This window comes from Roseibium sp. (genome assembly GCF_965232425.1).
Taxonomy (GTDB): Bacteria; Pseudomonadota; Alphaproteobacteria; order Rhizobiales; family Stappiaceae; genus Roseibium.
This window is the reverse complement of record NZ_OZ246971.1, coordinates 3,085,571-3,098,370: the sequence shown is the minus strand read 5'-3', so window position 1 is coordinate 3,098,370 and position 12,800 is coordinate 3,085,571. Positions and strand designations below refer to the sequence as shown.

Genomic DNA, 12,800 nt, shown 5'->3' with positions numbered 1-12,800 from the left:
ATGCGACCCGAACGGAACCGGACGCTTCAAACCACGGCAGCACTGGGGTTAACAGTGAGGGCGCACATGACGAGAACAGAGCTGACGACCAGCACAGCCATGCAAGCAGGCAGCGCGGAGATGAAACCCGCCACAGCCGCGACACTTGCCGAACGACTGGGCACGGCCGCCGACAAAGGGCTCTACAATCCGTCGCGCGAACACGATGCCTGCGGTGTCGGGTTTATTGCCCACATGAAGGGCGAGAAATCCCACAAGATCATTTCCGACGGCCTGCAGGTTCTGGAGAACCTGACACACCGCGGCGCGGTTGGTGCAGACCCGCTCATGGGCGATGGTGCCGGCATGCTCGTTCAGATCCCGCACGCCTTCTTTGCCGCGGAGATGGACAAGGCCGGGACGCCGCTTCCCGAGGCTGGCCACTATGGCGTCGGTTTCATATTCATGCCGCAGGACGATGCACTGCGCGCCAAGTGCGAGGAAATCGTCGAGCGGGTGATTGCCGCCGAAGGCGAAGACCTCATTGGCTGGCGCGATGTGCCGGTCGACAATTCGTCCCTTTCCAAGGCGCTCGACATCGCGGCGACCGAGCCCGTGTCCCGCCAGGTTTTCATCAAGCGGGCGCGCAGCGAGGACCAAGACGCCTTCGAACGCCGTCTTTACGTGTTGCGCAAGGTGATCTCCAACACCGTACGCGCGGAAACCGATGCCGTCAGCAAGGGCTTCTATATCGTTTCCCTGTCCAGCAGGACCATCGTCTACAAGGGCATGTTCCTGGCCTACCAGCTTGGCGCCTACTACGCCGACCTGAAAGATCCGGGCTTCACGTCCGCCCTGGCGCTCGTGCACCAGCGCTTTTCCACGAACACGTTCCCGTCCTGGGACCTGTCGCATCCCTACCGGATGGTTGCCCATAACGGTGAGATCAACACGCTGCGCGGCAACGTCAACTGGATGGCTGCCCGCCAGGCATCCGTTTCGTCCGCGCTCCTGGGCGACGATATCTCCAAGCTGTGGCCGATCTCCTACGAGGGACAGTCCGACACGGCGTGTTTCGACAACGCTCTGGAATTCCTCGTCATGGGCGGTTATTCGCTCGCGCATGCGGCGATGATGCTGATCCCGGAAGCCTGGGCCGGCAACCCGCTCATGGATGACAACCGCCGCGCATTTTACGAGTATCACGCGGCACTGATGGAACCGTGGGACGGCCCGGCGGCCGTTGCCTTCACCGACGGACAACAGATCGGCGCGACGCTGGACCGCAATGGCCTGCGTCCGGCCCGCTACATCGTGACGGACGACAACTTCGTGATCATGTCCTCCGAGGTCGGCGTTCTGCCGGTAGAAGAGGAACGGATCGTCCAGAAGTGGCGCCTGCAGCCGGGCAAGATGCTTCTGATCGATCTCGATGAGGGCCGCATCGTCTCGGACGATGAGATCAAGCGTGAGCTGTCGACGGCAAATCCCTACAAGGACTGGCTCCACCGGACGCAGATCGTCCTTGAAGACCTGCCGGGCGTGCGTCAGCGCGCACCTGTTGCCGGCGAGAGCCTGCTCGATCGTCAACAGGCCTTCGGATACACCCAGGAAGACATCAAGCTTCTGATGACCCCGATGGCGACCGTCGGCCAGGAAGCGATCGGCTCCATGGGAACCGACACGCCGATTTCCGCGCTCTCCGACAAATCGAAGCTGCTGTACACGTACTTCAAGCAGAATTTCGCCCAGGTCACCAACCCGCCGATCGATCCGATCCGCGAGGAACTGGTCATGAGCCTGGTGTCCTTCATCGGACCGCGCCCGAACATTTTCGACCTGAAGGGCCTGTCCTCGTCCAAGCGCCTGGAAGTGCGGCAGCCGATCCTGACCAACGAGGACCTGGAGAAGATCCGCGCCATCGGCGACATCGCCGACAACCAGTTCTCCGCCAAGACGCTCGACATCACCTACAACGCCGAGAAGGGCGCCAACGGGATGGAAGGCGCGCTGGATGAACTGTGCCAGCGTGCGGAAAAAGCCGTCCGCGACGGCTACAACATCATCATCCTGTCCGACCGCCTGATCAGCCGGTCCCGCATCGCCATTCCGGCCCTGCTGGCAACCGCCGCCGTGCATCATCACCTGATCCGCAAGGGCCTGCGCACCTCCGTCGGGCTGGTGGTCGAGACGGGTGAAGCGCGCGAAGTCCATCACTTCTGCGTCCTCGCCGGCTTCGGCGCCGAGGCGATCAATCCCTATCTCGCCTTCGAGACGCTTCTTTCCATGCACATGGAAATGGACTTCCCCGAAGAAGTCGACCAGTTCGAGGTGGTCGAGCGCTACATCAAGTCGATCGACAAGGGCATCCTGAAGGTGATGTCCAAGATGGGAATCTCGACCTACCAGTCCTATTGCGGCGCGCAGATCTTCGACGCCGTCGGCCTCGGATCGGCTTTCGTGGAAAAATACTTCTTCGGAACCGCGACCATGATCGAGGGCATCGGTCTTGGTGAAGTTGCCGAAGAGACCGTCCTGCGCCATTCGGAAGCCTTCGGCGATGTCGCCATCCTGCGCCGTTCGCTGGATGTCGGCGGTGAGTACGCCTACCGCACGCGCGGCGAAAACCACATGTGGACGCCCGAATCCATCGCGCAGCTGCAACACGCCGTCAGGTCCAAGCTGCCTGACATGTACCGGGCGTTCGCGCAGGAAGTGAACGAGAAGAGTGGACGCTATGCGATCCGCGGTCTCTTCCGCATCAAGGACGCCGGCGAAATCGGCCGGTCCGCGATCGATATCGATCAGGTGGAATCCGCCGAAAGCATCGTCAAGCGCTTCGTCACCGGCGCCATGTCCTTCGGGTCGATCTCGCGTGAAGCCCATACGACGCTCGCCATCGCCATGAACCAGATCGGCGGCAAGTCGAACACCGGTGAAGGCGGCGAGGAGCCCGAGCGTTTCAACCCGCTCCCGGACGGATCGCGTAACCCGCGCCGCTCCGCGATCAAGCAGGTGGCGTCCGGACGCTTCGGTGTGACCACCGAATATCTGGTCAATTCCGACATGATCCAGATCAAGGTCGCCCAGGGCGCAAAACCCGGCGAAGGCGGCCAGCTGCCCGGTCACAAGGTCGACGCGGTCATTGCCAAGGTTCGTCACTCGACCCCGGGTGTCGGCCTGATCTCGCCGCCGCCGCACCATGACATCTACTCGATCGAGGATCTGGCGCAGCTCATCTATGACCTGAAAAACGTCAACCCGGAGGCGGATATCTCCGTCAAGCTGGTATCGGAAGTCGGCGTCGGTACCGTTGCGGCGGGCGTTGCCAAGGCACGCGCGGACCACATCACCATTTCAGGTTTCGACGGCGGCACGGGTGCCTCTCCGCTGACATCGATCAAGCATGCCGGCAGCCCCTGGGAAATCGGCCTGGCCGAGACCCAGCAGACACTTGTGCTGAACGGCCTGCGCTCGCGCGTCGCCCTCCAGGTCGATGGTGGCCTGCGCACCGGACGCGACGTTATCGTCGGTGCGCTGCTTGGCGCTGACGAGTTCGGCTTCTCCACGGCCCCACTGATTGCCGCCGGCTGCCTGATGATGCGCAAGTGCCATCTCAACACCTGCCCGGTTGGCATCGCGACCCAGGACCCCGTGCTGCGCAAGCGCTTCAAGGGAACACCGGAGCATGTGATCAACTACTTCTTCTACGTTGCCGAGGAAGTGCGCGAGATCATGGCAGGCCTCGGTGTCAGCAAGTTGGACGACTTGATTGGCCGCTCGGATTTCCTGGACAAGAATGCGGCCATCGAGCACTGGAAAGCCCAGGGCCTCGACTTCTCGCGGATCTTCTTCCAGCCCGATGCCGAGCCGGAAGAAACCCGCTGGACGCAGGCCCAGGAACATCCGATCGTCGACATTCTCGACCGGCGCCTGATTGCCGCTGCGCAGCCGGCGCTGGAAAGCAAGGAGCCGACCGTCATCGACGAGACCATCTGCTCGGTTGACCGTTCGGTTGGCGCGATGCTGTCCGGCGAGATCGCCAAACGCTATGGCAACAAGGGCCTCAAGAAACCCGACACGCTCAGGATCAACCTGAAGGGAACGGCCGGACAGGCATTCGGCGCGTTTGTCGCAAGAGGCGTCACCATCGATCTGGTCGGCGACGCCAACGACTATGTCGGCAAGGGCCTGGCTGGCGGCAAGCTGATCGTCCGCCCGCCGGAAAACACCCGCATCGTTGCGGAGAACAGCATCATCGTCGGCAACACCGTTCTTTACGGTGCGACCGAAGGCGAGTGCTACTTCCGCGGCGTGGCCGGTGAGCGCTTCGCGGTGCGCAATTCCGGTGCGATTGCCGTTGTCGAAGGCGTGGGTGACCACGGCTGCGAATACATGACCGGCGGCGTTGTCGTGGTGATCGGCCAGACAGGGCGCAACTTTGCGGCCGGCATGTCGGGCGGCATTGCCTACGTTCTCGACGAGGACGGTTCCTTCGGCACGCGCTGCAACCTGGCAATGGTCGATCTGGAGCCGGTCACGGAAGAAGACGACCTCCTGGAAAAGCTGCATCACCATGGCGGCGACATCGAGCACAAGGGGCGTGTCGACCTGTCGTCCGACATGAGCCGGCACGATGACGAACGCCTGCGCCAGATGCTGACGAAACATGTCGAGCTGACCGGCTCGACCAAGGCAGCCGCAATCCTGGACGACTGGGCGACCTACCGGCCCAAATTCGTCAAGGTGATGCCGGTCGAGTACCGCCGCGCGCTGCGCGAAATGGAAGAACAGCGCCTCGGCATGGTTGCCGCGGAGTAATCGGAAAACGGAAAGAAATGGCTCTCGGCCGCAGTCAGCGGCCGATAGAAGCCACTTTGGGAAGACGCAAATTTGAGGAGGTTGCCTTGGGCAAGGTTACCGGTTTTTTGGAAATCGATCGTCAGGAGCAGAAGTACCAGCCGGCTTCTGACCGCATCCGCCATTTCCGTGAGTTCACGATCCCGCTGAACGATCAGGAAGTCGCCAGCCAGGCGGCGCGCTGTATGGATTGCGGCATTCCGTTCTGCCACGGCCCCGACGGCTGTCCGGTGAACAACCAGATCCCCGACTGGAACGACCTCGTCTACCAGGGCGACTGGGACATTGCCCTGCGCAACCTGCACTCCACGAACAACTTTCCCGAATTCACCGGCCGCATCTGCCCGGCGCCTTGCGAGGAAGCCTGTACGCTCAACCTTGAAGACATCCCGGTCAACATCAAGACCGTCGAGCAGGCGATTGCCGACAAGGGATGGGAAGAAGGCTGGATCGTGCCCGAACCGGCGGCGCGCAAGACCGGCAAGGCCGTTGCGATCATCGGTTCCGGACCGGCTGGAATGGCTGCGGCGCAGCAGCTCGCGCGCGCCGGACACACGGTGCACATCTATGAGCGCGAACCGAGCGCCGGCGGTCTGCTGCGCTACGGCATTCCCGACTTCAAGATGGAAAAGCACTATATCGACCGCCGCGTCGAACAGATGGAAGCCGAAGGCGTCACGTTCCACTACGGCGTGAATGTCGGCGTCGATACCGCTCTGGAAGAACTGGCCGAACGCCACGATGCCGTCATCCTGTGCGCCGGCGCGGAGCGTCCGCGCGACCCGGGCGTCTCCGGAATGGAACTGGAAGGCTGCCATTGGGCGATGAAATATCTCGTACAGCAGAACCGCCGCGTCGGCGGCGAGCCGGAAGGCGATGAGCTGCCGATCTGGGCCGGTGGCAAGCACGTGGTCGTCATTGGCGGCGGCGACACCGCCTCGGACTGCGTCGGCACGGCGTTCCGGCAGGGCGCCCTGTCCGTCACCCAGCTCGACATCCGCCCGATCCCGCCGCTCAAGGAAGACAAGATGACGGTCTGGCCCTATTGGCCGACCAAGTTCCGCACATCCTCCTCGCAGGCGGAAGGCGCTGAACGGGAATTCTCCGCTGCCACCCTTGCCCTCGTGGGCGAAGACGGCGTTGTGACCGGCGTGAAATGCGCCCGGGTCGATGAAAAGCGCCACCCGATCGAGGGAACCGAATTCATCTTGCGCGCGGATCTCGTGCTTGCGGCAATCGGCTTCTCCGGCCCGCTGCTGGACACCTACATCGCCGAGGCGGGTGACAAGCTCGAACTCGACGGCCGCACCAACGTCAAGGCCAACACCGAGGACTACAAGACCAGCATGGACAAGGTCTTTGCCGCCGGTGACGTGCGCAAGGGTCAGTCATTGGTGGTCTGGGCCATCCGCGAAGGCCGCCAGGCCGCGCGGGCCGTCGACGAGTTCCTGACCGGCACGTCGGATCTGCCGAGATAATCGAACGGCGTTCAGGCGGCGCAAGGCCGCTTGCCCCGGCTGGCCGAAGCCGCGCAGCAGCAGACGACTTGCGTTTTGTGGAGTTATGAGCCGCTTGGAACCGCGTCTTCCAGGACGGACGTGCCTTCGACGGCCATGCGCGGGTCATCGACGCGGCCGGGCATGGGCGGCAGCGGATCGCCCTTGACGAAGAAGCGGTAGGCGGCGCTGTTCCTGTTGACCTTGCCTTCGTCGTCCTCTCCCCCCAGCAGAAGCGCCTCGGGCGAAGTTGTCCTGCCGGTCAGAACGATGAAGTTCGGATCATCCTCGATACCCTCGAACGCCAGCCCGCCATAGCCGCCTAGCAGCCTCAGAAGCTCGCGATCAACGAAGAAGGCAAGTTTCTGATAACCGGGCCATGTGAAACCGATCCGGTCCCGCGTCCGCAGCCGGGCGTTCTTGCCGTCAACGTCCGGGCCGAAGGAAGAATAGCTGCCGTCTTCGGCCAGGAAGATGTCCCAGATATCGACATAGCGGACACGTCGATCCTCGGTCAGAGACTGGAAGATCGAGTTCAACTGCGTGAAATCCGCGTTGACGGTCTCCGTATTCGTCGGAGGCAAGCCCGCCCAGACGATGGGTTTCTTTTCCTGGCGCACGACCCGAACGAGCCCTTCGACCTTCTTGCGATAGACATCGATCCATTCCTGCGTCATGAATTCGACCGGCACTTCGCCCGGGAACGGTTCTCCGAGATCCTGGCGGCCGATCATGACCACGACCGCCTTGACGTCGTCGCCGCGGATCTTGGCGAGCGCCCTCGTGCTCCAGTCCGGTGCCCCCTCGCCCGCAAAGCCCGCCTTGTCCTCGGTGATCCGCTCGACGCGAATTTGCGGTTTTTCGGCAAAGATAAAATCAAGCCCGTCGGCAACACCGCGCGCCATGCGATCGCCGACAACCAGGATCACGCCTGCATTCTCGTCTTTCGCGACGGGTTCGTATTTGGGCGGTGTCCCGGCAGCGCGTGCCGGTGCCTGGCGTTTCTTGGTCTGTTGCTGGGGTTGCTGGCCCCGGCGCCGTTCCTTGCTGCCGAAGAGCTTTTGCAGGGGGGAAAACGGATTGAAGCCGCGCAGCAGCCCGCTTTGCGCGACGACGATCTCCTTGTCTTCAGCCTGCTGGGCAAAGGTGTCCGGCGACGGCCCGAAGGTCACGCAAAGCACGGCCACCAACGCAATCCTGAAAAGACGCATCACCGCTTTCGTGCTGAGCTTTGCCTTTCCGGCCATCAATGCCACCGCTCACCTCCGTCGGTCCGTCTAACACAGATAAACCCAACAGCGCCGCAGGGGAAGCCACCAGATGCTTGTTGATTTGTGCAAGGCGGATATCAACCGCCTTGCTTCACCTGCCTCAGCAACATCACCGATGCATACCCGTCCGGCACGAGGCCGCGCGATTGCTGGAACGCCCGGATGCCCCGGCGTGTGGCCGGACCGACCTTGCCGTCGGCGGCTCCGACGGAAAAACCGCGGCTGTTCAGGAGGTTCTGCAGTTCAGCGGTTTCTGAACGGCTGAGCGGTTTGTGATCCCGCGACCAGTCACCAGCAAGGGGCCCGCCACCGATCAGGCGGTCTGCCAGGTGGCCGACGGCAAGAGCGTAGGCCGTCGCGTTGTTGTACCGCTTGATCACGTAGAAATTGCGCAGCATCAGGAAGGCCGGTCCACTCGCACCTGCCGGCAGCACCAGAACGGCCTTGTCGGAAGGCCGGGGAAACGCCCTGCCGTTGGAGCGGCCGATGCCGTATCTGCTCCACTCGCCGATCGTCAGCGTCTTCTCGCCATCGGCAAGGTGATAGTCGAAGCCGGACGGCAGCTTGACTTCGTAGCCCCATGTCTTGCCGGTCTGCCAGCCGTGTTTCTTCAGGTAGTTCGCAGTCGAGGCAAGCGCGTCGGGAATGGATGTCCAGATGTCCCGGCGGCCATCGCCATCGTAGTCGGAGGCATAGGCTTTCCAGCTCGAGGGCATGAACTGGGTGTGTCCCATGGCTCCGGCCCACGACCCTTCCATGTCCTGAAACCGGACGTGGCCTGCCTGCACGATGGCAAGGGCCGTGACGAGTTCCTTGTTCCAGAAGCTCTTCCTGCGCGGTGCGGCATAGGCCAGCGTCGCAAGGGCCTGGATCACGTTGTGCCGGCCCATGAAGCCGCCATAGTTGGTCTCCATGCCCCAGATTGCCAGCACCGCTTCCCGGTCGACACCGTATCTGCCTTCGATCTGCTGCAGGACAATCGCGTATTCCTCCAGCAATTCGCGCCCCTTCTCGACGCGGGTATCGGAGACCGCGCTGTCAAGATAGTCCCAGATCGGCTTGACGAATTCCGATTGCTTGCCCATCAGGCGGATCGTGTCGTCGTCAGGCGTCATCCCGGTGAAGACGGAATTGTAGGTCTGCGAGGAAATCCCGGCAGCCTTCGCCGTCGGCCAGAAGTCGCGCACGAAACGGTCAAACCCCGGATCGGCCTGAGCCGGTACACTCACGGCGGTCAGTCCGGTTGCCAGGACAGCACAGCCTACAAGCTGCCGAATTCGGGATTTCAAGACAGTCAGTCCAGGCACCAAAGCCGTCACGTCAGCAGTCCGCCAATTAAAGCTCCGCATCGGGGCCTCCTTAAGCCCTGGGGCCGTTGCCCCTGTTCGTGTTCGCTTCTGCCCCCGCCCCATGAATGATCTTTGAGTGGTTACTGTACCGTTAATGACGGAACCTGAGACCGGCTTCGATCGCATTTTCGGTATAATCGCTGCCGTCCTCGGAACTGTCGAACCTGCGATGCGTGTAATCGACGATCAAGGCCGTGTTGCGCGTCAGCGCAAACGTCACGCCGCCAAATCCGGTCAATGTCTTTTCTTCGATCGAAACGCCTTCATACGTCCTGTAACTGTATCCGACGCCTGTCTCCGCAACCAACCGGTCGCTGAAAGCGTGCGCCACCCTCAAATCTCCCGAATAAATGATCGAGCCGCTAGAAGTGTCAATATCCGTCGCGACAAAGTTGGTTCCGAGCCCGGCCGTGACGGTCGTCAGCCGGGACGGCGACCAGACCAGCGATCCGTCAACGACAAGCCCGGAAAGAGCGTCCAGCCGATCGTCCTCGATGTCCTCGATACGCCAGCCCAAGCCGATATTGCCCGTCACCTTCGGCCCGGACGCGATGCTCAGCCCGCCGCGCAGCTGATAGCCGTTGGCATCACGCTTTTCGCACAGGCTGTCGCTGCAGGCTTCGTCGAAGCGGCGAAGCAGCAGCGACCCTTCGACAAACGGCGTGAACACGCTGCCGGTATCCATGTCGAGCCTGAGATTGGCCGAGTAGAGCGTGTTGTCGCGACCGCTGTCGATATCGTCATCGGACGTGTAGACGCTGCGGTCGAGTCCGACAAAGGCGGTCGCCGCGACAAGGCCGACGGCGCGCGTGGCGCCGAGATCGGCTGTAAAGGTTTGCACGTGATCGGCGCCCGAAGCTGTTGATTCGGCGCTCCCGTCTTCCTCTCGCGTGTAGGTATAGGACACCCCGGTGTCGATCTGTGTCACATCGTTGAGATCGAGCCTCAGATCAGCTGCGGCGGACACGTTGCCGTCGTTGTCGTCGGTGTTTTCCGGATACCCGGTATAGGACCCGCGCAGGGAAGCGCCAAACTCGTGCCGTGACCAGTTCGAGGTGAGCGCAAAGTCCGGAGAAATGCGGTAGAGCGCCCCGGCCGTGCCCGAGGAGGATCGGGCGGTGTTGTCCGTCCAGCCGGTCGCAAGGGTGATCTGCGGCGTGAAGGTGAACGACCCGAGGCGGATACCGCTCGGCCGGTCAAAGGTCGTGTCCCCGCCGAAGACACTGTCGTCGACGAGGCTTTCGGACAGCGGCACCGCGCGGTCGACCGAGGCGATCCGGTCGGAAAACGGCCGGACCGGCGCAACCTGCCCGTTCGTGCCAAGGCCGGTCGAGCCGTCTTCGGCTTCTGCACTGTTGAGCGTCCGGCGCAGCGCATAGACATCGGACTGGGCCGGATTGGCCTGCGTGCTAGCTTCAGCCGCGTTGGTTGCCCCTTCACGGCCACCGGGCACATCCGTGCCGCGCAAGTCCGGCAGCGCCGTTTGCGCATGGGACGGCGCCACCGCGAAAGCGGTCAGGGAGGCAAGCAGGGGCAATAGGCGGCGCATTCAGGTATCGAACCGGTCGAAGTCTAGATCGGTTTCAAACTGACCAAACTTGGTTAATCCTTCGTTTCTTTTTTGCAAATTGACAAAGCGGCCGCTCCCTGCCGCTCCGGCATCTGCGCGGACGCTGTCTTCATCCACAACACGTGCCGAAATCTGCGCGAGCAGCCCGTCAATTGGGTCTTCCTCCATAGATTTGGCGCAATCTGGGCCGACAGAGGGAGCGAATGAGGATATCGAAGGCATTTCGGCCACCACGGCTTCTTGATCCCCGCAAGCGAGTGGTCTAGGTCATAACCAGTTCAGAAGAAGAAAGATCTTATGGCAACTCCATCCCCCGAAACCGTTTCCGATCAGACCTCGGACAAGCTGACGCAGAGCGTGGTATCTGCGGAGCGGACCCTGGAGACAGAAATCGCGGGATTGAGTGCCGTGCGGGCAGCCCTGAAAAACGGGCTCGCCGGCCCGTTCAAGCGCACCTTTGACCTGATCAGCAAGAGCACCGGCCGCGTCATCGTCACGGGCATCGGCAAGAGCGGTCATATCGGCACGAAGATCGCCGCAAGTCTTGCGTCCACCGGGACGCCTTCCTTCTTTGTCCACGCCTCGGAAGCAAGCCACGGCGATCTGGGCATGATCGGCAACAATGACGTGGTTCTAGCCCTGTCCTGGTCCGGCGAGACGCAGGAACTGGCGAGCATCGTCAATTACACACGGCGCTTCAAGGTTCCGCTGGTGGCCATCACCTCCCGCGAGGACAGCGCGCTCGGGCGCGCATCGGACATTGTCCTGAAGCTGCCCGGCGTCGCGGAGGCCTGCCCGCATGGCCTGGCGCCGACAACGTCCGCGCTCATCCAGCTCGCCATCGGCGATGCGCTGGCGGTCGCGCTGCTGGAAGGGCGTGGTTTCACCGCGCAGGACTTCCGTGTCCTTCATCCTGGCGGACGACTCGGCGCCAGCCTGAAAACGGCCCGCGACATTATGCATTCCGGGGACAGGCTACCGCTTGCATCTGCAACCACATCCATGAGCGACGGCATCGTGCTCATGACCCAGCGCGGGTTCGGTGTCCTCGGCGTGACGGATGAACTGAACCAGCTGATCGGCATCATTACGGATGGCGACCTGCGGCGGCACGTTTCCGCGAACCTCCTGAACAAGACCGCGGGGGACATCATGACCCCGTCGCCGAAAACGGTAGGACCGGACACCCTGTCAGCAACGATTCTCGAACTGGTGAACAGCCTGTCCATCACCTCCGTTTTCGTCATTGAAGACGGCCGTCCCGTCGGCATCGTGCACCTTCATGATCTGCTGCGGATCGGCGCGGCCTGATTTTTTTGCCGAAAGGCATCGGTAGCAACCGGTCACAAAACCGTCAGCGCAGCCAAAAAAGTTCGTTTTCCATGCACTTCGTCGAAGCGCATTAGGATTTGATTAGCCATACCAGTCTTAGACTGCACCCAAGTTTCACTGGCTGGAATGCCATAGACCTTGGTGTGTGATCAGAATGGATCTGGCGACCCTCATTGGAATCGTAGGTGCGTTTGGCATCGTGTTGACCGCTATTTTCCTTGGCGGCAGCTTCACGCAATTCGTCGACGTGCCCTCGGTCCTGATCGTGGTCGGCGGCGGCCTTGCGGCCACGCTTGTCCGCTTTCAGCTGTCGGACATCGCGACCGCGTTCGTGACCGGTTTCAAGGTCGCCCTGTCAGGCAAGGGCAACAGTCCGCGCGACCTGATCTCGGAAATCACCAATCTAGGCGAGATCGTCCGCAAGTCCGGCCCGCTCGGATTGGAAAACGTCGACGTCTCGGATCCCGTTCTGGCAAAGGGCGTGCAGTACATCGCCGACGGCTATGAGCTCGAATTCATCAAGGAAGCGATGGAACGGGAGCGGGACCTTCAGCTGTCGCGCCTGTCGGAAGGCAAGCGCGTGATGAAGGCGCTCGGCGATTCGGCGCCGGCCTTCGGCATGATCGGAACGCTCGTAGGTCTCGTGCAGATGCTTGCCAACATGGACGATCCGGCCGCGATCGGTCCTTCGATGGCCGTCGCTCTTCTGACGACACTTTACGGCGCCCTTATCTCGAACATCATCTGCCTGCCGCTCGTGGACAAGCTCGATGCGAAATTCGACGTGGACGAACTCAACCAGACGCTGATCATCGACGGTGTCTGCCAAATCCGCGAATCCAAGAGCCCCGCGCTCATCAAGGAAATGCTGGTGGCCTACCTGCCGGAGAAAGTACGCGCCGAACTGGTTGAGGCGGCTTAGCGGGCTAATCGAACGGACAGA

At 62.1% G+C, this 12,800-nt stretch carries 8 protein-coding genes; 4 read left to right on the top strand and 4 right to left on the bottom strand.

From position 1 onward, the window contains the following. The first annotated feature begins 120 nt into the window (after positions 1–120). Both gltB and ACO08A_RS14245 read left to right on the top strand, forming a co-directional pair. Complete coding sequence (gene gltB / locus ACO08A_RS14250; RefSeq protein ID WP_422041760.1) at positions 121–4,800, top strand: glutamate synthase large subunit; 4,680 nt, start codon at positions 121–123, stop codon at positions 4,798–4,800. Positions 4,801–4,886: 86 nt separating this feature from the next. Beyond that, positions 4,887–6,317: a glutamate synthase subunit beta gene (locus ACO08A_RS14245; RefSeq protein WP_421979849.1), complete on the top strand. Its 1,431-nt coding sequence runs from the start codon at positions 4,887–4,889 to the stop codon at positions 6,315–6,317. An 83-nt stretch (positions 6,318–6,400) separates the two neighbouring features. On the opposite strand, the gene ACO08A_RS14240 is transcribed toward ACO08A_RS14245, so the two are convergent. From ACO08A_RS14240 to ACO08A_RS14225, 4 genes are all read right to left on the bottom strand, one after another. Next, positions 6,401–7,582, bottom strand: coding sequence for a GDSL-type esterase/lipase family protein (locus tag ACO08A_RS14240; RefSeq protein ID WP_422041665.1), 1,182 nt, complete (start codon positions 7,580–7,582; stop codon positions 6,401–6,403). Positions 7,583–7,683: 101 nt separating this feature from the next. Next, a complete protein-coding gene (locus tag ACO08A_RS14235; RefSeq protein WP_422041664.1) occupies positions 7,684–8,835 on the bottom strand; it encodes a lytic murein transglycosylase in 1,152 nt (383 codons plus the stop codon). A 211-nt stretch (positions 8,836–9,046) separates the two neighbouring features. Continuing rightward, positions 9,047–10,504, bottom strand: a complete 1,458-nt coding sequence (locus ACO08A_RS14230) for an outer membrane beta-barrel protein (protein ID WP_422041663.1) — start codon at positions 10,502–10,504, stop codon at positions 9,047–9,049. Then, positions 10,505–10,747, bottom strand: coding sequence for a hypothetical protein (locus tag ACO08A_RS14225; RefSeq protein WP_422041662.1), 243 nt, complete (start codon positions 10,745–10,747; stop codon positions 10,505–10,507). A 75-nt stretch (positions 10,748–10,822) separates the two neighbouring features. Between ACO08A_RS14225 and ACO08A_RS14220 the strand changes: the two genes are divergently transcribed. Together ACO08A_RS14220 and ACO08A_RS14215 are read left to right on the top strand one after the other, a co-directional pair. Next, positions 10,823–11,836, top strand: coding sequence for a KpsF/GutQ family sugar-phosphate isomerase (locus ACO08A_RS14220; RefSeq protein ID WP_422041661.1), 1,014 nt, complete (start codon positions 10,823–10,825; stop codon positions 11,834–11,836). 175 nt (positions 11,837–12,011) lie between these two features. Further along, positions 12,012–12,779 carry a motility protein A gene (locus tag ACO08A_RS14215; protein WP_421979853.1) on the top strand — a complete coding sequence of 256 codons (768 nt, stop codon included), beginning with the start codon at positions 12,012–12,014 and terminating at the stop codon, positions 12,777–12,779. The last annotated feature ends 21 nt before the right edge of the window (positions 12,780–12,800 follow it).